We start from the raw sequence: 21,493 nt of genomic DNA on the forward strand, positions 1-21,493 counted from the left end.
GGAAATAATTTTGGAAGATATCCGTAGCCAACTACTCAAAAAATCGAAGAAAGCGAAATTAGAGCATTTTGGAAAAGCGCTTAGCTTGTTGTGTATTTCATTTATTGTTTTGGTAGTTTTAGCTATTTTTTATTTTGTAGCGAGTAAGGGAGTGACACCTTTTTTCAAAAATGGTGTAAAGTTGAGTTCTTTTTTATTCGGAAGTGAATGGAATCCTAGTGCGGTGGGGACAGATGGAAAGCCTATTGTTGGAGCGTTACCAATGATTGCAGGTTCTTTTATTGTCACTTTCCTCTCTGCAATTGTGGCAACACCTTTTGCAATTGGTGCTGCTGTATTTATGACAGAAATTTCCCCGAAATTAGGGAAAAGAGTACTGCAACCGGTTATTGAGTTGTTGGTTGGTATTCCCTCTGTAGTGTATGGCTTTATTGGACTATCAGTCATTGTACCGGCAGTACGCTCAGTCTTTGGAGGAACTGGATTTGGTATTTTAGCTGGAACTTTTGTATTATTTGTCATGATTTTACCTACTGTCACCTCCATGACGGTAGATGCCTTGAAATCAGTTCCTAGATATTACCGCGAAGCTTCTCTTGCTTTAGGTGCAACTCGTTGGCAAACTATTTATAAAGTAGTATTGCGCGCAGCTGTTCCAGGTATTTTAACAGCAGTTGTTTTTGGGATGGCACGAGCATTTGGGGAAGCTTTAGCGATTCAAATGGTGATAGGGAATGCTGCACTAATTCCTGAAAACTTGACTACTCCTGCTTCTACTTTAACAAGTATTCTTACGATGGGGATTGGAAATACGGTAATGGGAACGCTTGAAAATAATATATTATGGTCTTTAGCGTTGATTTTACTACTGATGTCCTTGTTCTTTAATATTGTGATTCGCTTGATTGGAAAGAAAGGAGCGATGAAGTAAATGTCTGCAAAAAAAATCGATAAAATTGCTACTACTGTTTTATACACTATCTCTGCGATTATTGTGTTAATTTTGGCAAGTTTGTTACTATTCATTCTTGTACAGGGTGTTCCTCATATTTCCTGGCATTTTTTAACTTCTCCTGCTAAATCTTTCGAAGTAGGTGGCGGAATTGGCATTCAATTATTCAACTCTGCGTATCTTTTAATCATTACAATGATTATTAGTGTCCCCATTTCTCTAGGGGCAGGAATTTACCTTTCTGAGTATGCAAAAAAGAATTGGATAACCGATGTTATTAGAACTTCGATTGAAATTTTAAGTTCCTTACCTTCAGTTGTGGTGGGTCTCTTTGGTTTCTTAATTTTTGTCATTCAAGCAGGAATGGGTTTTTCTATATTATCTGGCGCACTTGCGCTGACTTTTTTTAATCTGCCACTTTTGACAAGAAATGTTGAAGAGTCTTTAAAAGCGGTTCACTTTACTCAACGTGAAGCAGGACTTTCCTTAGGTTTATCCCGCTGGGAAACAGTAACCAAGGTGGTTGTGCCAGAAGCTTTGCCTGGGATTTTAACTGGGATTATTTTAGGAGCTGGACGTATTTTTGGAGAAGCAGCAGCATTGATTTATACTGCTGGGCAAAGTGCTCCTGCACTAGATTTTTCAAATTGGAATCCGTTTAGTATATCGAGCCCACTCAATATTTTTAGGCAAGCTGAAACATTGGCAGTACATATTTGGAAAGTGAATAGTGAAGGAAACATGCCAGACGGAGCCCAAGTATCTGCTGGAGCATCTGCTGTATTGATTATTGCTGTATTACTGTTTAACTTTTTTGCTCGTTTCATTGGAGCAAGAATTCACAAAAAAATAACATCTGCATAAAGGTAGGGAAGTTGGGATGAAAGAATATAGTTTAACAGATTCACATATTATTACACTTGATCAAGCTCAACATGATATTGCATTAGATACTGAAGATTTACATGTTTGGTATGGGCAAAATGAAGCGATAAAAGGTGTTTCACTTCAATTTGAAGCAAAAAAAATCACTTCTTTAATTGGACCATCAGGCTGTGGAAAATCCACGTATTTACGTTCGCTAAATAGAATGAATGATGAAATCCCCAATACACGTGTAACAGGTGCAATCAATTACGAAGGGCTAAACATCAATTCAAAAAATGTAGACGTCTATGAAATGAGAAAGCATATAGGCATGGTCTTTCAACGCCCTAATCCTTTTAGTAAATCGATTTATGAAAATATTACATTTGCTTTAAAACAACACGGAATGAAAGATAAAAAGCAAATGGATGAAATTGTCGAAACCAGTTTAAAACAAGCGGCTTTATGGGACCAAGTGAAAGATGATTTGCACAAAAGTGCATTGGCATTATCAGGAGGACAAGCACAACGGCTATGCATTGCTAGATCAATCGCAATGAAACCAGATATTTTGCTACTGGATGAGCCCGCTAGTGCTTTGGATCCTATCTCAACAAGTAAGGTGGAAGAAACCTTAATTAATTTAAAAGAGAATTATACCATTGTCATAGTAACGCATAACATGCAGCAAGCAGCTCGTATTAGTGATTACACAGCATTCTTCTATATGGGGAAGGCATTGGAGTATGATAAAACGAAAAAAATCTTTACACGTCCAAAAATTCAAGCGACAGAAGATTATGTCTCTGGACATTTTGGTTAGGAGGGACAAATATGTCAATTATTGAAACAAAAGATTTGCATCTTTTCTATGGGAAAAAGGAAGCGTTAAACGGCGTTACTTTGGGATTTGATCAAGGAGAAATCACAGCACTGATTGGTCCTTCTGGGTGTGGGAAATCGACATACCTCCGTACACTCAATCGTATGAATGATTTGATTGGTACGGTTAGCATTACAGGCGAGGTTCTTTTTGAAGGGAAAAATGTTTACAGCTCTAAAGTAGATACTGTTGAACTTAGAAAAAGAATTGGGATGGTATTCCAGCAACCCAATCCATTTCCGTTTTCAATCTATGATAATGTGACTTATGGTCTTCGGCTTGCGGGCAAAAAAGACAAACAAGAACTGGATAGAGTGGTAGAGGAAAGTTTAAAAGCGGCAGCAGTTTGGGATGATGTAAAAGATAAACTGCATAAAAGTGCATTGTCACTTTCAGGAGGGCAACAGCAAAGAGTCTGTATCGCCCGTGTACTTGCTGTTCAGCCTGATATTATTTTACTTGATGAGCCAACTAGTGCCTTAGATCCAGTTTCAAGTGGTAAAATAGAAAATATGTTGGTTGACCTAAAAGAGCACTATACGATGATTATGGTCACGCATAGTATGCAACAGGCTTCTAGAATTTCGGACAAAACAGCATTTTTCTTAAATGGCGATTTAATTGAGCATAATCATACTAAGAAAATCTTTTTAAATCCTGACCGTCAGGAAACGGAAGATTATATATCTGGAAAATTTGGATAATGAGGAGGAAATCGTATGTTACGATCACAATTTGATGAAGATTTAACTAAGTTACACACGCAATTTTATGAAATGGGGATGGCTGTTAGTGAAGCCATTTATAAGTCAGTGAAAGCATTTGTGAATCATGATAAAGCATTAGCTCAAGAAGTTATAGAGGGCGATAAAAGTATAAATAAAAGAGAGCTCAAACTTGAAAAGAAAAGTTTTGAAATGATTGCGTTGCAACAGCCTGTAACCAAAGACTTACGGATGATTGTAACGGTTATGAAAGCAAGTTCTGACTTAGAAAGAATGGGCGATCACGCGGTTTCAATTGCCAAATCAACTATTCGTGTAAAAGGCAACAAACGGATTCCAGAGGTAGAAGCCGATATCTACGAAATGGCAGAAAATGTAAAACAAATGGTTGATGCAGTGCTTATGGCTTATGTAAAATCGGATGCTAAAGCAGCTCGTAAGATTGCAAAAAGCGATGAACATGTCAATCATTTTTTCAAAAAAATCTATGCAGAGAGCATCCAAATTATGGAAAAACACCCAGAAACAGTGATTGGTGGAACCGATTATTTACAAGTTGCAGGTTACTTGGAACGTATTGGTGATTATGTAACGAATATCTGTGAATGGATTGTATATTTAAAAACAGGGAAAATTTCTGAGCTAAATGTGAATCAAAAAAAATAAGTTCAAAATGAAACAGTTCTTTAATCTTGACAATCCATATAATTCGTTTTATTATGAATGAAATTAATTGTTTTAAATGCAATGATGAGAAGAGTACACTATAGTAATAGTTTTATAGAGAGCTTAGTTGGGTGAAAATAAGCAAACTATTCTTGGTAGAAGATGGTCTCGTAGCATGGACAGCTGAGCTTTTTAGTGGGTAAAGTTGTTTCAGGTGCGCCTGTTATCGCGCTACAATATACAAAAGTGTATTGGAATAACAAGTGGGTTGTAATCGTTTAGCTAAATTACAATCAATGAAGGTGGTACCACGAGCGCGCAAGCTTTCGTCCTTTTTTAGGATGAAAGCTTTTTTGTTGTATCAAAACAATTAATGGAATTGAAGGAGGAAGTTAGATGAAAAGAAAAATCGGTTTTTTTACAGCATTACTTGCCATTCTTAGCATAATGGTAGGGTGTGGTCAAACGAATAGTACTACAAAGGAAAGTACAACAGCGAAGTCTAAACTGGCTAAAACACAAGAAATTTCAGTAAGCTTGCCTGCAGAGTTAACCACACTGGATACAACTCAAACGATGGATAAAAATACCTTTACGATTGTACAACATTTGTTTGAAGGGCTATATCGCTTAGATAAAAATAGTACACCCGTACCTGGAATTGCAGATAAAGTTGACATAAGTAAGGATGGTTTAAACTATGATTTCCATATCCGTTCCGATGCCAAGTGGAGTAACGGAGAGAGCATTACTGCAGAAGATTTTGTATATGCGTGGAAAAAACTGGTCAATCCTGAAAATGGAGCAGCAAATGCTTATCTATTAGATAACGTTAAAAATAGTAAAGAGATTCGTTTAGGGAAAAAGGATATTTCAGAATTGGGAATATCTGCACCGTCTAAAACAGAATTTAAAGTAGTATTATCGCAACCACAGCCTTCATTTCTAACGTTGATTTCAATTGGTTGGCTAGCACCACAACAACAAAAGTATGTAGAAGCCCAAGGGAAAAATTATGGAGTAGATAGTGAACACTTGCTTTATAGTGGTCCGTTCACACTTGAAAACTGGAAACAGGCCAGTGATTCTTGGACACTTAAGAAAAATAAAGCGTATTATGATGCAAGTAAAGTGAAGCTAACAAAAATTGACGGAACAACAATCAAAGAAGAAAATACTGGGATTGATTTGTTCCATACAAATAAATTAGATTTACAAAAAATTAGCGGACAGTTTGTTCCGCAATATGCAAGTGAAAATAGTTTTGTGACGCATACAGATATTGCAAATTATTTCATCGACTTCAACAAAAAAGCCGGAACCCCTCTTGCCAATCAAGCGTTAAGAAAAGCAATTGCTTATTCAATTGATAAGGAAGCTTTGAGTACAAACGTTTTAAATGATGGTTCTAAACCGCTTAATGGCCTAATACCAGCAAAACTAGCAAGCAATGCGCAAACCAAAGAAGATTTTAGAACATATAGTGGAACCTATATGAAGTACAATAAGAATAAAGCGAAAAGCGAATGGAAAAAGGCACAAGCTAATTTAGGGAAAAATATCAGTCTAACTTTACTTGTAGCGGATGATGATAATTCTAAAAAAGTCGCCGAATTTATTCAAAGTCAAATTCAAGAAAATTTAGAAGGGCTAAAAATTGAAATTAGTACCCAACCTAAAAATAATGTCAATCAGTCCCGCCGAGATAAAAACTATGAGCTCTCTCTTTCGGGGTGGATTGCGGGGGACAATGACTTGTCTATGTACTTTATTTTGTATGAAAGTGCATCTGCTTACAATTATGGCAGCTACAACAATTCTGAATATGATAAACTAGTAACAGCGGCTAAAACAACGGACGCAAACGATAGTAATAAGCAATTTGAAGATTACAAAAAAGCGGAAAAAATCCTTATTGAAGAAGATGCAGCTCAAGTCCCACTGTACCAAAGTGCTTCTAATTATTTGATCAATTCAAATATTAAGGGAATTGAGTATCATTTATATGGCGATTACTTTAATTTTAGGGAAGCATATTTGCGTGGCAACTAACAGAAAATGTGTGAAAGAAGGAAAAATGAATGGCAGAAACAATAGCAGAAAGATTTATTCGGTATGCAAAGTTAAATACACGTTCAGATGCAGCGAGTAAAACAGTACCTACAACACTTGGACAAGTAGCATTTGCCCAAGTGTTGGTAGAGGATTTAAAGGAGTTGGGCCTAGCAGAAATTGAATATAATGAACAAAATGGTTTTGTAACTGCTACGCTTCCGGCAAATGTAGAAGAAGGCGGACCCGTGATTGGCTTTATAGCTCATTTAGATACAGCGGACTATTCGGCAGAGAATATCCAGCCGCAAATCCATGAAAACTACCAAGGAGAGTCTTTATGCTTGAATCAAGAAAAAAACATCTTTCTTTCTCCTGACGTCTTCCCAAACCTCACTACTTACATTGGACAGACCTTAATCACAACTGATGGTACGACACTTTTGGGGGCTGATGACAAAGCAGGAATTGTAGAAATTATTGGAGCGTTAAGTGATTATCTAGAACATCCAGAACGGCCACACGGAGAGATTAGGGTTGCCTTTGGACCAGATGAAGAGATTGGGCGTGGTGCAGATTTGTTTGACGCCAAGCATTTTAGAGCTAAGTATGCCTATACACTTGATAGTGGGACCATTGGACATTTTGAGTATGAAACCTTTAATGCTGCCCAAGCACATATTACGATTGAGGGAGTCAGTGTTCATCCAGGTACTGCTAAAAATCAAATGATTCAAGCAATAAAATTAGGGGAAGAGCTAGATTCTTTACTTCCGCCAGAAGAAGTTCCAGAAAAAACGGAAGGGTATGAGGGGTTTTATTTGCTAACCAAATTTAACGGAACGATTGACCATGCAGAACTGACGTATATTATTCGGGACCATGATACACAAAAGTTTCAAGCACGGAAAGAGTTTCTAGTACAGCAAGTAGAAAAAATAAATATACGCTTAGGTAGAGAACTTTTAAAAATCGAGATTTTTGATCAATATTATAATATGGCAGAGATTATCAAAAAAGATTTTTATCCCGTTGAATTAGCCAAAACAGCTATGAAAAATTTGGAAATTGAACCAATTATCAAGCCATTTAGAGGAGGGACAGATGGTTCAAAGATTTCTTATAAAGGAATCCCCACCCCAAATCTATTTACCGGCGGAGAAAATTTCCACGGTCAATATGAATTTATTAGTGTGGAAGCAATGGAGAAAACCATTCAAACGGTTGTGGAAATTATTCGTTTGAATACAGCAAGTAACGGACTAAATAAAAGCTAAAACGAAACCCTAACAAGGGTTTCGTTTTTAATTTATTTAAAAAACTAGTTTTAAATAAAAAAACAGGTGCAAACTTTTTTTGTATTATAATAAAAGTACAATTAAAGGAATGTGGGTGGAAGTATGGAGAAAAAGCTTATCTTTTTAGACATAGATGGTACTTTAGTGGATGAGAAAGAAAAAGTGGCAGAGACCGCTATCTATGCGTGTCAACAAGCGAGAAAAAATGGGCACAAAATTTATTTGTGTACTGGAAGATCCAAACCTGAGATTTTCCCCCACATCTTAGCGATTGGCTTTGATGGTATTATCGGTGCTGGAGGAGGATATATCGAGTCGGATGGGAAAGTTTTATATCACAAAAAAGTCTCGAAACAGCAAGTTCAGCATATGGTAGATTATTTCAATCAGCAGCAAATTGATTTTTACTTGGAATCAAACGGAGGATTATTTGCGAGTCATAACTTGAGACCGCGTCTAGAATTGCTTTTTTATGGTCAAGAAGGAGTAAAGGGAGAGAGTCACCCTTTTATGGAAGCCTTGATCTTTGGAGAGAAGAATTTATACCGAGATGATGTAAATAAAGTTTGCTTTTTAGAGAATCCTGCGATTGATTTTAAAAAAATTAAACAAGAATTTGATGGTGAATTTGAAGTGATTCAGTGTACCGTGCCAGCGTTTGGAAAAAACAGCGGGGAAATGATGGTTCCTGGTATTCATAAAGCAACAGCAATTGATTTTTTGTTAAAGCATCTCAAACATCCCCAAAATCAAACGCTTGCTATAGGGGATGGACTAAATGATTTGGAGATGTTTGCCTATTGTGATATTGGTATTGCTGTCGGAACAGCGCACCAGGAATTAAAAGCGAGGGCTGATTTTGTAACCACTGCACCTAGTGAGGACGGCTTGTTGCACGCGTTTGAAAGCTACCATTTAATTTAAACGAAATGGTCTGAAGAGTGAAAGTACGAAATAAAAGAAGCGCCAAACAAAAGGAATACTCCCTTTGTTTGGCACTTTTCTTATTTTCAGCTTACATTTGTGCGCTAGTTTTCTCTGGATAATGAGACTGTATAAGTATTTTTTTTATTTCTTCGGGAGAGTAATGTAACTCTTCTGTTAATAATTCTGGAATAGTTTTTCCAGAATGATGGGCTTTTTGGACAAGTTTACTAGCTCGTTCATAGCCGATATGTGGGGCTAAAACAACCGCTAGAACCGGACTGCTTTCTAACATCTGTTGGCAATGTTCTTCATTAAAGACAATCCCCTCAATACAGTGTGTGCGGAAAATTTGAGTTGCTTGAGTGAGTAATTCAATTGATTGGAATAAATCATGAAAAATAATAGGCTCAAAGGCGTTGAGTTCTAGCTGTCCCGCTTCAACAGCCATTGTAACGGTTGTGTCAGTACCAATGACGTGATAAGCAACTTGAGAGATGACTTCTGGGATAACGGGGTTAACTTTACCTGGCATAATAGACGATCCTGCTTGACGTTTTGGCAGCATTATTTCTTGTAAACCAGCAGTTGGGCCGCTAGAAAGAAGGCGTAAATCATTTGAAATTTTGGATAAGGAAATCGCAAGTCCTTTCAAGCTATGGGAAAGTTGCATAAATCCATCAAGATTTTGAGTAGCATCCACCAAATCAAGCGCGGGGACTAAATCTTCTCCTGTAACTTTACTAAGTTCTGGAATAATATTTTGGACATATGCTTTTGTTGCGTTGATGGAATTACCAATAGCCGTTCCACCTAAGTTTAAAATATGCAACTCTTTTTCAGCCAATTCGATTCGTTTTAGTTCACGACGGATTAGTTGAGCGTAGGCATCAAACATTCGGTCACCAGTTGTGGGTACTGCATCTTGCAGTTGAGTACGAGCCATTTTGAGAATGCCACGACTTTCAAGAGCTTTTTGTTGAAAACATTGAATTAAAAGGGTCAAGTTCTTTTTTAATGGCAGAAGTAACTCCAAAAAAGTAAGTTTTCCTGCTGTTGGAAAAACGTCATTTGTCGATTGACTCATATTGACATGGTCATTTGGATGCAGTCTTTTATAGGAGCCTTTTTCAAATCCTAGTTTTTCCAAAGCGAGGTTGGCAATTACTTCATTAGCATTCATATTAGCAGAGGTTCCAGCACCACCCTGGATAGCCGGAACAATAAATTCGGTATGGAAATTTCCAAGGATGATTTCGGTACATGCGGCAATAATCGCTTCACTTCTTTTTAGGGAAAGTTGGTTTGTTTGAGCATTAACTTTTGCAGCGGCTAGCTTTATTTGAGCGATTTTTTTGATTAGAATGGGATGTAAGTTATCGCTTGAAAGTGGAAAATTTTCTCTAGCTCTTAATGAATGAATCCCATAATAAGCAGAACAGGGGAGTGCTTTTGGACCAATGCTATCAGTTTCAATTCTCATACAGGACCTCACCTTTATTAGTATATGTAAAAAGATATCACACCAATATATTTGTGTATATAAATATATCGATTTAGTGAAAAATATAATATTTACAGGAAGTCAGGGTTTGTTTTTATAAGTTTTTAGCAAGGGGATGTTTGCTTTCTTCAGCCTTGAATAAAATAAATATTCAAAAATTTAAGAATAATTACTTCTTTTTTTAAAGTTCATGTGCTAATATCTAACATAAGGTTGTATAGAGAGGTGAGTAAGTGAATGGATCAAATTGATAAAGAGATTTTGAATTGCTTGAATGAAAATGCAAGAATGTCATTAAAGAAGATCGCAGAACGCTGTTTTGTATCTTCACCAGCCGTATCAGCGCGAATACATCGACTAGAAGAGGAGAAGATTATCACTTCATACGGGATTGAAGTAGATTATAAAAAAATCGGGTTTCATATTAAAGCGTTTATTAGTGTCCAAATTGATCCGCAACAAAAAGATTCGTTTTATCCATTTATAGATTCGTGTCAAAATGTGTTAGAATGTGATTGTGTAACGGGAGAATACGCGATGTTACTTAAGGTTGTTTTTCCAAGCACAGATGAGTTAGATCAATTTATTGGTTTGCTGCAAAAGTACGGAAAAACGTATACTCAGATTGTTTTCTCTACTCCAGTGAGGAGAAGGGGAATGACTTACTATGATAAAAAAGAGTCTGAAACATAACATTTAAGTTATGTTTCAGACTTTTTAGCATAATAAATGGTGGGAGCAGAAGCAACTTCTGTCCCACCTCTTTTTATGTGTTGTGCCGAGTCACTAATTGGTACGAAGCGTCTTCAGCTTCATCATAAAACGAATATTTTTTTTGTGTGCTCTTGCGAAGGATAAGACGATACCCATAAGAATCAAGCCAAATAAGGTGTTGAGTTGTTTTTTCTATCAGCGTAACTTGGAGTGGTTTTTCATCTAGTAGCAAAGTAAAATCTGAGGTGAAAGATAAGGTGTGTTGGATTCGCTGATGTTTTTCAACATAATACCATATGCCAACAAAGCTTTCCAAAATTTTTTTAGTTTCTGCATCGTTACGTTTTTTGAAATAAGAAAGACTTGTGACGCCAGAAGCGAGTAACACTCCAAAGATGAAAGGGATTTTTTTCCGCATAAACTTCACTCCTTTTTTCTTTATTATAAGTAGTTACTTGAAAAAAAGATAGTAAAAGCTATCTTTTTAGGAAATGAAAAGGTATGCAGAAACGTTAAAAATGTGGTATGTTTAAGGAAAGAATTTGGCTATCTAGGATCCGTTAAGGAGGAAAAAGAATGGTAGAAAAATTAAACTTAGGGACAATCGGTACCAGTTGGATTACGGAACAATTTATCCATGCAGCAGATGAAACACAAAGGTACCAATTGGTTTCTGTTTATTCGCGTTCTTTAGAGAAAGCAAAGAAAATGAGTGGCGTGGGACAAGAGGTTTCGCTGTATGATGACCTGCAAATGTTTTTAGCACACGAACAATTAGATGTTGTCTACATTGCCTCCCCAAATAGTGTGCATTTTGCGCAAGCTAGGCAAGCACTACTTGCTGGCAAGCATATTATAGTAGAAAAGCCAGCTTTTTCAAATGTTGAAGAATTGAATGAAATTCTCAACTTAGCCAAAAAACAAAACAAATACTTTTTTGAAGCAACACGCACTTTGCATGAGGATGGGTTCAATCAAGTGAAAAAACATTTGCCAACTCAGCTTGTGGGAGCAAATCTGACCTTTATGAAATACTCCTCCAAGTATGATGAATTAAAGAACGGTGGTAGTCCCAATATATTTTCTAGTCAGTACTCTGGAGGAGCGTTGATGGATTTAGGAATCTATTTACTCTATGCGGCAATTGGATGGTTTGGTCGTCCTACAGATGTCGACTACATTGCTCGGAAATTACCAACAGGGGTAGACGGTATCGGGACCATTCTACTGCGTTATCCCACATTTGATGTGACTATGCAAGTTGGAAAAGTCGCGAATAGCTTTTTGCCCTCAGAAATTTATGGAGAGGAAAAGACTATTATAATCAATGCGATTAATTCGATTTCAAGTATCAAAGAATACAGTCAAGCAACCGGAAAGACAGAAACGATTGCCTGTAAAAATAATGAAAATCCGATGGTAGAAGAAGCAGAAAACTTTGCAGAAGTTCTAACGAATAAAAAGAATGAAGTCATACAAAAAGACTATCAGGAATGGTTAAAACTAGCCAAAGAGGTGCACGAGACAATCGCCAAGTTGAAGATACGAGCGAATATTCAATTTGAAGCAGATCAAAAGCGAAAATAAATATAGAAAGTTTGGAAAATATGAAAGAATTAACAGATAGTTTTGCAAAAGAGTGGCCAAGTGAATGGAAAGAGCATTGGCAAGAAAAGAAATTTGAAAAGTTTTCGCCGATTCAAGTGAAAAGTTTTCCTCATCTATTCCAAGGTGAGAATGCGGTTGTAGTATCACCGACTGGCTCAGGAAAAACGCTGGCGTATCTTTTTCCTACGTTATTGAAAGTAACCAAAGGAAGTGGCAATCAGCTTTTAATTTTGTTGCCCTCCCATGAATTAGCAATGCAAGTTGGAAAAGTGACAAAAGAGTGGGCAGAGTTACTTGGGTTGCATAGTGAAACCATTATTGGCGGAGCAAATACAAAGCGTCAGCTCGAAAAATTGAAGCAGCAGCCGGAGATTATTGTTGGCAGTGCGGGAAGAATTTTTGAGTGGATTCAAAACAAAAAAATCAAGGCGCACTTGCTACGAACCATTATTTTAGATGAAGTAGACCAATTGTTGCAGACGAATGAAGTCACCTTTACACAAAAAATCATGCAACGTTTAGACAATCAAGCCCAACAGATTTTTGTTTCGGCGACCGCCCTTCAAAATAAGGAGCTTGCACAAAAACTAATTCATAGTAATACACAAGTCATAGATGTTACAAATGAGGACCAGTCTAATCGCCAAACAACCCATTGTTACGTACAAATTCCCAAAAGGAAAAAAGCCGACTATCTTCGTAGATTAGCCCATATCCCAAATATGAGCGCGGTAGTTTTTTTTAATGAGCTTACAGAGATGGGAAGCATTGCAGAAAAGCTAATTTATGAAGGAGTTCCTATTGCAACATTTGCTTCGGATCAAAGTAAAGGGGAGCGAAAACTTGCCTTGCAACTATTTGAAAAAGGAAAGGCAACACTTCTTTTGACAACGGACATTGCAGCAAGGGGGCTTGATTTTGAGGCCTTACCATATGTGATACAGTATGATTTGCCTTATAAAGTGGAAAATTATCGTCATCGTTCAGGTCGAACAGGTCGAATGGGTAAAAAAGGAGTCGTTCTTTCCTTGTGTGAGGAATCACAAAAAAGAGACATCCGCAAATTTGAGGAAGAGATGAAAGAAAAGTTTGTAGAAGTATTTATTCATGGCGGTGCAATTGTCTTTGAAAAACCAGAAATACTGGTAGAAAAAAGTTCTTCTATACCAGAAACAAAAGAAAAATCTTTATTAGTGAAGAAAAAAGTCAAAGAAAAAGTGAAAAAAAGTAAGAAGAAAGTTAAAGTGAAGAAAAAAGCACAAAAGGATAAAGGAGCGCGCAAAAAATCCTAAAAGAAGTGAAGGTGAAACGATGACCAATCGTAAAAAACAAATTTTAGGCTTATTAGAGAAAGAGAATCGAAAGATGGATGCGGGAGAAATTGCCTCCATCTTATCGATTGATAGAAGTAACATTAGTCGTTATCTCAATGAACTGCACAAAGAACATGTAGTCAAAAAAATTGAAGGTCGGCCGGTATTGTTTGCCTTGGTAGAAAAAGATGAAGAGAACAATCAAGGACTAGCTCCTTCCTTTGAAAACCTTGTTGGGAGTGGAGCCTCTTTGAAAGTAAGTATCCAACAAGCAAAGGCAGCGATTCTTTATCCACCAGCAGGGCTTCACACCATTATTTATGGTGAGACCGGAACCGGAAAATCATTGTTTGCTGAATGCATGTTCAATTTTTCTATAGAATCTGAAATTTTAGTACAGGATGCGCCATTTATTACCTTTAATTGTGCAGACTATGCGCAAAATCCACAATTGCTATTTGCACAAATTTTTGGGGTTAAAAAGGGTGCATATACAGGTGCAATGGAAGACAGACCAGGGTTGATTGCAAAAGCAGATCAAGGAATTTTATTTTTAGATGAAATTCATCGACTCCCACCAGAAGGGCAAGAGATGCTGTTTACTTTTATAGATAAAGGGATCTATCGACCACTTGGTGAAAGTAGTGAAACCTATCATGCTAGTGTTCGAATCATTGGTGCTACAACGGAGTCATCAGATGCATTTTTAAATACATTTAATCGAAGAATCCCAATGGCCATACATTTACCTGCTTTAAAAAGCCGAACGATTGATGAGCGCTATGAAATTGTGGCACAATTTATGAAACAAGAGGCTAACCGACTCGAAAAGAAAGTCTCTTTGGAAAGAGAAGTTATGTTAGCGTTTATGTTATATGAGGCAGAGGGGAATATCGGGCAAGTAAAAAGAGATTTAAAGTTAGTCTGTGCCAAAGCTTTTTTAAACTATCGAACCCAACAATTAGATCGTTTGATCATTAGGCAAAAAGAATTGCCTTTGACTGTTCAAAAAGGGCTATTAAAAATAAAAGAATTCTCAGGTGAAATTGACCAATTTATTGAAAAAAATCGAAAATATATCTCTTTTGAACCAGGCTCTTTAGAGGTTGTCTGGTCACAAGATTCTTCTCAAAACATGGATGTCTATAATAAAATCGATGAAAAAGTTGAGAGTTTGAGCCAAAGAGAGTTGGAAACCTTTGATTTAGAAACTTTAATTGCACAAAATGTTGAAGGATATTTCCAAACCTATATTACAGAACTGACAAGTAATGATATTTATCAAGAAATGACCAATCAAAAAATATGGGAATTAGCCAATCAATTATACGACTTAGCGGCAGAACAGCTTGGCAGAAGTTTTAGTAAAAGTATGCGTTTTGCTCTTGCTTTGCATTTACAAAGTACGATTGAAAGAATAAAGACAGGAAGAAATATTGTACATCCAGATTTAAATAATATACGAAAACATTATTCAAAAGAATTTCAGATTGCCATTGATTTATCAGGGATTGTAGAAGATAAGCTAGATATTGAGATTCCATTTGATGAAATTGGCTTTATTACAATGTTTTTAGCCGCAGATATTGGTGAAAAACGGCAAAAACCTCAATCTAGGGTAGCAGTTATCGTGATGATGCATGGAAAATCAACCGCCTCAAGTATGTTAGAAGCAGCTCAGGACTTACTGAATATTCCTTATGGTCAGGCAATCAATATGCCTTTGACGATGGAAGTGCGCGAAGCTTATGAGCAACTAAAAGAATATGTTGGGAACAATTTAGCAGATATGAAAGAAGGCTTAATGCTTTTGACAGACATGGGTTCGCTAAACACTTTTGGGAATATGATTTTTGAAGAATTAGGTGTTCGAACGAAAGTGATTACAATGGCTAGCACGATGAATGTTCTTGAAGCTGTCCGCATGGCTAGTATCGGTCGAAGTTTGGAAGATATTTATCAAAGTATTCAATTTTCGTTCCAAGGTATGCTAAAAGAACAGTTTAAAACAGCAAAAGATTTAAAAAAAGCGATTGTGGTCACTTGTTTTACAGGAGAAGGTGTGGCGAAAAAAATGTATGACCGCATTCAGCCACTCACAGAAAAACAATCCCTTGAGTTGATTACATTACAGTATTTAGAGAAAAATAACTTCAAAAAACGGATCGATGATTTAATGACAAAGTATGAAATTCAAGCGATCGTAGGCACCGTAGAAGTCACGTATCAAAACATTCCATTTTTTTCAGCGTTGGATATTTTTAATGATGAAAAATTTGAATTGTTTACAAAGCTTGTCATTCAGGATATCCCCACTGAACAAATTGTCCTAGCACTAGAAGGAATGATTAAAAATGTAGACTCTGTTCAAAAATTAGTCTTGCTGTTAAAAAAAGTGACGCATCAGATTGAAATTGATTGTCACTTTTCTCTAGAAAAAGGAGTAAATACTGGGATTGTTTTACATTTAGCTTTTCTTGTGGATGCACTGTTGTCAAAAAGTCAAATTCGTACATTTCCTCGTCTGGATCAGTTTAAAAAAGAACATAGAATGGAAATGGATATTGTGCACACGCACTTACTTTTACTTGAAAAACAGTATCGCACCAAGATTCCTGAAAGCGAGATTGCTTATGTGTCGCAGATGTTTATACAAAATAATCAAGTGAAAAAGGTAGACAAGACCCAATAAGGTGTCTTGTCTATTTTAGTGTGTAATGAAATAGCTAGTGTGTAAGACAGAATGTACAGTCAAAATGCTGATTGTATCCGTTTTATATATAAAAAAGTTGGCACGTTTCTTGCTTTATATTAAGTGTAAATAAAAATTAGGAGTGAGTGTTATGTCAAAAAAAACAATTATGCTTGTATGTTCAGCAGGAATGAGTACGAGTTTACTAGTTACAAAAATGCAAAAAGCAGCAGAAGAAAAAGGCTTAGATGCAGATATCTTTGCTGTATCAGCATCAGAGGCGGATTCACATATTGAAAACAAAGATGTAAACGTTCTCTTGTTAGGACCACAAGTTCGCTTTATGAAATCACAATTTGAAGACAAATTAACACCAAAAGGAATTCCAGTAGAAATAATCAACATGAGTGATTATGGCATGATGAATGGTCAAAATGTTTTAAATCAAGCATTGAATTTAATCGAAGAACAAGAATAAGCTGGATTAAAATTTAGTAGAGGAGGCTGACAATATGGAAAATGAAGAAAATTTAGAAGCCATCATGGGGTTGATTATGAATGGTGGGAATGCCAAAAGTGATGCTATGGAAGCAATTCATGCAGCTAAAAAAGGAGAGTTTGACTTAGCAGATGAAAAGCTCAAAAGTGCAGAACAATTTTTGAGCAAGGCTCATCATTCGCAAACAAGTATGTTGACCCAAGAAGCACAGGGCAATCATGTGACGGTCACTTTGCTTACTGTACACAGTCAAGATCATTTAATGACAGCAATTGCTTTTGCCGATTTAGCTAAAGAAATCATTGATTTATACAAGAAAATAGCTTAAAAAAATAAAACAATATGAGGCTGTATTAAATACAGTCTCATTTGACAGGAATTTTGCTCAAAATAGGAGGAAAAAAATGGATACATTTGTTCAATGGATGGAAAAATATTTTATGCCTAAAGCTTCGGTTGTTGCAGCTCAGAGGCATTTAGTAGCAATTCGAGATGCGTTTGTTGTGACGATGCCTTTAATGATTTTAGGGGCATTAGCAGTATTAATCAATAGTTTACCAATTCCAGGCTTCTTAAATCTGATGGATAAATTATTTCCCATGCTTGTCAACGATGCTCCAATCTGGAGAAGTTTTGGTGGCAACATTTGGAATGGAACTTTTGCTATTTTTTCAGTACTCATTTCATTTTTGGTCGCCTATAATTTAGTCAAATCATACGGAAAGGATGGAATTGCGGCTGGAACTGTATCTGTTGCGACTTTTTTTTCAGTAGGTGGATTAAAAGGAATGGATGCAACGGGATTATTTATTGCACTCGTGATTGCGCTTGTCTCTGGTGAAATTTTTCAAAGATTAGTTGGCAATGAAAAATTAGTAATCAAGATGCCTGAGGGAGTTCCACCAGCAGTTGCTAAATCATTTGCAGCACTTCTTCCAGCTATGATTACGATTAGTCTATTCAGTTTTATTACATCGATTTTCTTTGCATTTGGTGTCGAAAATATTGTTATTTCATTTTATAAAACGGTGCAACAACCCTTTATGGGATTAGCCAATAGCTATCCATCTGCACTGTTGCTTGCATTTATTACGCCTTTTCTATGGTTCTTTGGTTTACACGGAGCCAATATGGTTGATCCTTTGATGCAAACCATTAACGTACCAGCCATCGACGCGAACATAAAAGCACTAGAAGCCGGAAAAGCAATTCCATATATTGTTAATAAACCTTTTTTTGATTCATTTGTCAATTTAGGCGGAACGGGTGCGACATTAGCACTTTTAATTGCCATTTTTATTGTTGGACGTCGAAACAAACCTTACAAAGTAATCACCAACTTGAGTTTAGCACCGGGAATTTTCAATATTAATGAGCCTGTTATGTTTGGTTTGCCGATAGTCCTAAATCCAATTATGTTTATTCCGTTTATTATCGTCCCAATGGTGCTTGTAACGATTGCTTACATCGCTACAGCAAGCGGGCTTGTTCCTGGAGCTACGTTCATGCCACCATGGGTAACACCCCCAATTATTGGTGGATTCTTAGCCACAAAAAGCATTGCTGGAGGTGTTTTAGCTGCTGTTAATTTGGTCATTGCCATCTTAATTTACATTCCATTTGTTAAGGTCGCAACCGATCAATTTTTAAGACAAGAAGCACAAGCAAAATAGTTTAGTTAGCTAGATAAAATCTCTTTGTAGCACTCTTGATAAGACGAATTGAACGTTTTTGATGTTTGCTAGAGATTTTATCTATTTTTAAATCACAGAACAGGAGTGAGAGTAAATGGAGTATCAATTTCCAAAAAACTTTTGGTGGGGATCAGCAGCTAGTGGCCCACAAACAGAAGGGACCGTAAGTGGTGATGGAAAAGCGCAAAATATCTGGGATTTTTGGTATCAAGAAAAACCTGAAAAATTTTACCAAGAAGTAGGACCAAGTGAAACTTCACAATTTTATTTGAACTACCAGGAAGATATTCAAATGATGAAAGCAATTGGCCACAATTCGTTTCGAACGTCTATTCAGTGGAGCCGTCTGATTCCAAATCCTGAAACGAAAAAAATAAACGAGGAGGCTGTGGTTTTTTATAATCATGTGATTGATGAGCTTCTCTCAAATGATATTGAACCCTTTATTAATTTGTATCATTTCGATATGCCCCTATCCCTGCAAGCAAAGGGAGGTTGGTTGAATAGAGAAGTGGTAGAAGACTATATTTTTTATGCCAAAACTTGTTTTGAGCTATTTGGTGATCGTGTCAAAAAATGGTTTACTCATAATGAGCCGATTGTACCTGTTGAAGGTGGCTATCTTTATGGGTGGCATTATCCTGATGAAGTAAATCTAAAACACGGTGTTCAAGTAGCATATCATGAGACTCTGGCCAGTGCTAAAGCAATCGAAGTCTATCACGCACAGCATTATGCTGGTGAGATAGGGATTGTTCTGAATCTTACACCAACTTATCCGAGAGATAAACAAAATAAAGCGGATGTTGAAGCAGCACGACTAGTAGATGGATTATTCAATCGCTCTTTTTTAGATCCAGCAGTAAAAGGTGAGTTTCCACGTGATGTGGTGCAATGGTTAAAAGAACACGGACTTATGCCCAAAGTGTATAAGGAAGATTTAGAATTGATTCGAAACAATACTATTGATCTTTTAGGCGTCAACTACTACCAACCGCGTAGGGTAAAAGTAAAAGAGACACCAATAAATCACGATTTACGCTTTATCATGCCAGAAGATTTTTATGATGTTTATGATATGCCAGGGAAAAAGATGAATCCTTACCGAGGTTGGGAAATCTATGAAAAAGGAATTTACGACACACTAATGAACATTAAAGAAAACTATGGCAATATTCGTTGTTATATTTCTGAAAATGGAATGGGAGTCGAACGAGAAGAGCAGTTTATGAATGCAGAGGGTGTGATTGAAGATGATTACCGAATTAAATTTGTGATTGATCATCTAAAATGGGTCCACCAGGCGCTCCAAGAAGGCAGTCAAGTACAAGGCTACCACATGTGGACATGTATGGATAACTGGTCTTGGTTGAATGCCTATAAAAATCGTTATGGTTTTATTGCAGTAGATTTGGAGAATAAGACAAAAAGAACCATCAAAAAAAGTGGCTATTGGTTTAAAGAACTAACCGAAAAAAATGGGTTTATGGAAGAGTAAAGTAAAAATTCAATCGAGCAAATTTTAGGTAGGTTGGAGGTATCCTATGAATGAAGTGAAAAAAATGAACACACAAAATGTAGAAGAGATGTTTCAATTAGCAGCGTATGCATTCAACTCCGAAACAACAGAAAAAAGAAAAAAACGATTAAATCAATTGATAGGTCACTCGTCAAATTATGGTTATTTTGTAGAAGGGATGTTAAGCAGTCAAGTGATTGCAACACACTTCAAAGTTGCTTTTCATACAACAAGCTATAACGTGGGAGGCATTGGCTATGTTTCTTCTTATCCTGAATACCGAGGGGAAGGGGGGATTTCGGCGATTATGCAACAGATGCTAAAGGATTTGGCACAAAATAAGATAGAACTGGCCTATTTAGCCCCATTTTCCTATCCCTTTTATCGGAAATATGGATTTGAACAAATTTTTGAACAAATCGGTTACACGGTTCAAGCAGAAAAGTGGCCGATTCCTGCTAAGACCTCGGGAGTAGTGAAAAGAGTCACGTTTGAAATAGCAAAAGAAGCAGGGAAAAACGTTTATGAGCAAGTAATAAAAAATCACAAAGCAGCATTGATAAGAGAATCTTGGTGGTGGGATTATGTGTTTGGCTTAGAAGAAAAAAACAAATACGCCATTTATCAAAAGGCTACAGGGGAAATAGCGGGGTATTTGATTTATCAGTCTAGTACACAGCAGTTTACGATAAAAGAATGGGGCTACCTTAGCTCAGAAGCGATGCGAGCTCTGGTTCATTTTGTAGGCTCACATAACGGCTCAGCTAAAGAATTTTACTTAAAGCAAGCTTTTAGTGGAGAAAATCTAAGTTTTCTGTTATCTGATCCCAGTCTGAAAATGGAACTAAATCCTTATATGATGGGAAGAATTGTTGATTTTGAGCATTTTATCCAAAAGTATCCGTTTTCTAAGGAGAACGAAAAAAAAGCTGTATACTATTTTGAAGTGGAAGAAGATAGATATGCGCCGTGGAACACAGGCATCTGGCAAGTCATTCCTACAAAGAATGATCAAAATCAAGTCAAAAAAATAAGTAGAGGCTCAGCAAATTTTGAGGGTGCGGTAAGAGTCAAGGGGACTATTCAATCTTTCACACAACTTTTATTAGGATATAAATCAGTGGAACAACTGCTTTTTTTTGAAAGGTTGAAAGGAAACGCAGAGGAACTTTTATCACTCAGCAACGTTCTTCCAAAAGGAAAGTCTCTTTTACACGATTACTTTTAACTAAATAGTTGCTTTCAAGCGCACAGGATTTTCAGCTAATATAGAGCAGATCTTAAGGCCATGATCATTAGATGGTTACTTTAAATGAGTGAGCTTTTCTTAATTGGATTGACAGTGAAGGGGATATTCGATAGAATAATAGGTGAGTCTTAAAAACTTAACTTGTTATTTTATAGTTCTCTTGTCCCTTTAGTTAAATGGATATAACAAATCCCTCCTAAGGATTAGTTGCTGGTTCGATTCCGGCAGGGGACGTATAAAAAAAGTGTAACGTGGGAGCGTTACACTTTTTTTATACGAAAATTTGGAATAGAAAGAAAAAGATTCTGGACTCTAACTTTTTAGTTAGAGTCCA

General features: G+C 36.6%; 19 protein-coding genes, 1 tRNA gene and 1 other annotated feature. Of the genes, 18 read left to right on the forward strand and 2 right to left on the reverse strand.

What is annotated here, in order from left to right; genetic code table 11:
• The first annotated feature begins 10 nt into the window (after positions 1-10).
• The 8 genes from pstC to CBF30_RS01405 all read left to right on the forward strand — a co-directional run bounded on the left by pstC (position 11) and on the right by CBF30_RS01405 (position 8,367).
• Positions 11-931 (forward strand): phosphate ABC transporter permease subunit PstC, encoded by a 921-nt coding sequence (pstC, locus tag CBF30_RS01370; protein WP_126822006.1) that lies wholly within the window; start codon positions 11-13, stop codon positions 929-931.
• Positions 932-1,816 carry a phosphate ABC transporter permease PstA gene (gene pstA / locus CBF30_RS01375; RefSeq protein ID WP_126822008.1) on the forward strand — a complete coding sequence of 295 codons (885 nt, stop codon included), beginning with the start codon at positions 932-934 and terminating at the stop codon, positions 1,814-1,816.
• 16 nt (positions 1,817-1,832) lie between these two features.
• Complete coding sequence (gene pstB / locus CBF30_RS01380; RefSeq protein WP_126822010.1) at positions 1,833-2,642, forward strand: phosphate ABC transporter ATP-binding protein PstB; 810 nt, start codon at positions 1,833-1,835, stop codon at positions 2,640-2,642.
• An 11-nt stretch (positions 2,643-2,653) separates the two neighbouring features.
• Positions 2,654-3,406 (forward strand): phosphate ABC transporter ATP-binding protein PstB, encoded by a 753-nt coding sequence (pstB, locus tag CBF30_RS01385; protein WP_126822012.1) that lies wholly within the window; start codon positions 2,654-2,656, stop codon positions 3,404-3,406.
• A 15-nt stretch (positions 3,407-3,421) separates the two neighbouring features.
• Positions 3,422-4,093: a phosphate signaling complex protein PhoU gene (gene phoU, locus CBF30_RS01390; RefSeq protein ID WP_126822014.1), complete on the forward strand. Its 672-nt coding sequence runs from the start codon at positions 3,422-3,424 to the stop codon at positions 4,091-4,093.
• 72 nt (positions 4,094-4,165) lie between these two features.
• Positions 4,166-4,430, forward strand: a binding site (T-box leader).
• 59 nt (positions 4,431-4,489) lie between these two features.
• Entirely contained in the window at positions 4,490-6,145 is a 1,656-nt protein-coding gene (locus tag CBF30_RS01395; RefSeq protein WP_126822016.1) for a peptide ABC transporter substrate-binding protein, read from the forward strand.
• 29 nt (positions 6,146-6,174) lie between these two features.
• Positions 6,175-7,422, forward strand: a complete 1,248-nt coding sequence (gene pepT, locus CBF30_RS01400) for a peptidase T (protein WP_126822018.1) — start codon at positions 6,175-6,177, stop codon at positions 7,420-7,422.
• 123 nt (positions 7,423-7,545) lie between these two features.
• A complete protein-coding gene (locus tag CBF30_RS01405; RefSeq protein WP_126822020.1) occupies positions 7,546-8,367 on the forward strand; it encodes a Cof-type HAD-IIB family hydrolase in 822 nt (273 codons plus the stop codon).
• 91 nt (positions 8,368-8,458) lie between these two features.
• On the opposite strand, the gene CBF30_RS01410 is transcribed toward CBF30_RS01405, so the two are convergent.
• Positions 8,459-9,850, reverse strand: coding sequence for an aspartate ammonia-lyase (locus CBF30_RS01410; RefSeq protein WP_126822023.1), 1,392 nt, complete (start codon positions 9,848-9,850; stop codon positions 8,459-8,461).
• Between the two features lie 258 nt (positions 9,851-10,108).
• On the opposite strand from CBF30_RS01410, the gene CBF30_RS01415 reads away from it, so the two are divergent.
• Positions 10,109-10,564: an Lrp/AsnC family transcriptional regulator gene (locus CBF30_RS01415; RefSeq protein WP_126822025.1), complete on the forward strand. Its 456-nt coding sequence runs from the start codon at positions 10,109-10,111 to the stop codon at positions 10,562-10,564.
• 73 nt (positions 10,565-10,637) lie between these two features.
• On the opposite strand, the gene CBF30_RS01420 is transcribed toward CBF30_RS01415, so the two are convergent.
• Positions 10,638-11,003 carry a DUF4828 domain-containing protein gene (locus CBF30_RS01420; RefSeq protein ID WP_126822027.1) on the reverse strand — a complete coding sequence of 122 codons (366 nt, stop codon included), beginning with the start codon at positions 11,001-11,003 and terminating at the stop codon, positions 10,638-10,640.
• 158 nt (positions 11,004-11,161) lie between these two features.
• Here CBF30_RS01420 and CBF30_RS01425 point away from each other — a divergent pair, with 158 nt between their 5' ends.
• From CBF30_RS01425 to CBF30_RS01465, 9 genes are all read left to right on the forward strand, one after another.
• Entirely contained in the window at positions 11,162-12,172 is a 1,011-nt protein-coding gene (locus CBF30_RS01425) for a Gfo/Idh/MocA family protein (protein ID WP_126822029.1), read from the forward strand.
• Positions 12,173-12,192: 20 nt separating this feature from the next.
• Complete coding sequence (locus CBF30_RS01430; RefSeq protein WP_126822031.1) at positions 12,193-13,485, forward strand: DEAD/DEAH box helicase; 1,293 nt, start codon at positions 12,193-12,195, stop codon at positions 13,483-13,485.
• A gap of 19 nt (positions 13,486-13,504) precedes the next feature.
• On the forward strand, positions 13,505-16,198 hold the full coding sequence (locus CBF30_RS01435; RefSeq protein WP_126822033.1) for a sigma-54-dependent transcriptional regulator: 2,694 nt from the start codon (positions 13,505-13,507) through the stop codon (positions 16,196-16,198).
• 151 nt (positions 16,199-16,349) lie between these two features.
• Positions 16,350-16,676, forward strand: coding sequence for a PTS sugar transporter subunit IIB (locus CBF30_RS01440; protein WP_126822035.1), 327 nt, complete (start codon positions 16,350-16,352; stop codon positions 16,674-16,676).
• Between the two features lie 34 nt (positions 16,677-16,710).
• Positions 16,711-17,025 carry a PTS sugar transporter subunit IIA gene (locus tag CBF30_RS01445; RefSeq protein ID WP_126822037.1) on the forward strand — a complete coding sequence of 105 codons (315 nt, stop codon included), beginning with the start codon at positions 16,711-16,713 and terminating at the stop codon, positions 17,023-17,025.
• A 76-nt stretch (positions 17,026-17,101) separates the two neighbouring features.
• Positions 17,102-18,370 (forward strand): PTS sugar transporter subunit IIC, encoded by a 1,269-nt coding sequence (locus tag CBF30_RS01450; protein WP_126822039.1) that lies wholly within the window; start codon positions 17,102-17,104, stop codon positions 18,368-18,370.
• A 115-nt stretch (positions 18,371-18,485) separates the two neighbouring features.
• Positions 18,486-19,889, forward strand: coding sequence for a glycoside hydrolase family 1 protein (locus tag CBF30_RS01455; protein ID WP_126822041.1), 1,404 nt, complete (start codon positions 18,486-18,488; stop codon positions 19,887-19,889).
• Between the two features lie 46 nt (positions 19,890-19,935).
• A complete protein-coding gene (locus CBF30_RS01460; protein ID WP_126822043.1) occupies positions 19,936-21,138 on the forward strand; it encodes a GNAT family N-acetyltransferase in 1,203 nt (400 codons plus the stop codon).
• Between the two features lie 183 nt (positions 21,139-21,321).
• Positions 21,322-21,393: transfer RNA gene (locus CBF30_RS01465), tRNA-Arg, on the forward strand.
• Positions 21,394-21,493: the final 100 nt, after the last annotated feature.

The organism is Vagococcus entomophilus (assembly GCF_003987595.1).
GTDB lineage: Bacteria > Bacillota > Bacilli > Lactobacillales > Vagococcaceae > Vagococcus_E > Vagococcus_E entomophilus.

What these genes read in the sequence shown, in the direction of transcription:
- pstA (WP_126822008.1), top strand. Translation starts at nt 932, where the DNA reads ATGTCTGCAAAAAAAATCGATAAAATTGCTACTACTGTTTTATACACT.
- pstB (WP_126822010.1), top strand. Translation starts at nt 1,833, where the DNA reads ATGAAAGAATATAGTTTAACAGATTCACATATTATTACACTTGATCAA.
- pstB (WP_126822012.1), top strand. Translation starts at nt 2,654, where the DNA reads ATGTCAATTATTGAAACAAAAGATTTGCATCTTTTCTATGGGAAAAAG.
- phoU (WP_126822014.1), top strand. Translation starts at nt 3,422, where the DNA reads ATGTTACGATCACAATTTGATGAAGATTTAACTAAGTTACACACGCAA.
- CBF30_RS01395 (WP_126822016.1), top strand. Translation starts at nt 4,490, where the DNA reads ATGAAAAGAAAAATCGGTTTTTTTACAGCATTACTTGCCATTCTTAGC.
- pepT (WP_126822018.1), top strand. Translation starts at nt 6,175, where the DNA reads ATGGCAGAAACAATAGCAGAAAGATTTATTCGGTATGCAAAGTTAAAT.
- CBF30_RS01405 (WP_126822020.1), top strand. Translation starts at nt 7,546, where the DNA reads ATGGAGAAAAAGCTTATCTTTTTAGACATAGATGGTACTTTAGTGGAT.
- CBF30_RS01410 (WP_126822023.1), bottom strand. Translation starts at nt 9,850, where the DNA reads ATGAGAATTGAAACTGATAGCATTGGTCCAAAAGCACTCCCCTGTTCT.
- CBF30_RS01415 (WP_126822025.1), top strand. Translation starts at nt 10,109, where the DNA reads ATGGATCAAATTGATAAAGAGATTTTGAATTGCTTGAATGAAAATGCA.
- CBF30_RS01420 (WP_126822027.1), bottom strand. Translation starts at nt 11,003, where the DNA reads ATGCGGAAAAAAATCCCTTTCATCTTTGGAGTGTTACTCGCTTCTGGC.
- CBF30_RS01425 (WP_126822029.1), top strand. Translation starts at nt 11,162, where the DNA reads ATGGTAGAAAAATTAAACTTAGGGACAATCGGTACCAGTTGGATTACG.
- CBF30_RS01430 (WP_126822031.1), top strand. Translation starts at nt 12,193, where the DNA reads ATGAAAGAATTAACAGATAGTTTTGCAAAAGAGTGGCCAAGTGAATGG.
- CBF30_RS01435 (WP_126822033.1), top strand. Translation starts at nt 13,505, where the DNA reads ATGACCAATCGTAAAAAACAAATTTTAGGCTTATTAGAGAAAGAGAAT.
- CBF30_RS01440 (WP_126822035.1), top strand. Translation starts at nt 16,350, where the DNA reads ATGTCAAAAAAAACAATTATGCTTGTATGTTCAGCAGGAATGAGTACG.
- CBF30_RS01445 (WP_126822037.1), top strand. Translation starts at nt 16,711, where the DNA reads ATGGAAAATGAAGAAAATTTAGAAGCCATCATGGGGTTGATTATGAAT.
- CBF30_RS01450 (WP_126822039.1), top strand. Translation starts at nt 17,102, where the DNA reads ATGGATACATTTGTTCAATGGATGGAAAAATATTTTATGCCTAAAGCT.
- CBF30_RS01455 (WP_126822041.1), top strand. Translation starts at nt 18,486, where the DNA reads ATGGAGTATCAATTTCCAAAAAACTTTTGGTGGGGATCAGCAGCTAGT.
- CBF30_RS01460 (WP_126822043.1), top strand. Translation starts at nt 19,936, where the DNA reads ATGAATGAAGTGAAAAAAATGAACACACAAAATGTAGAAGAGATGTTT.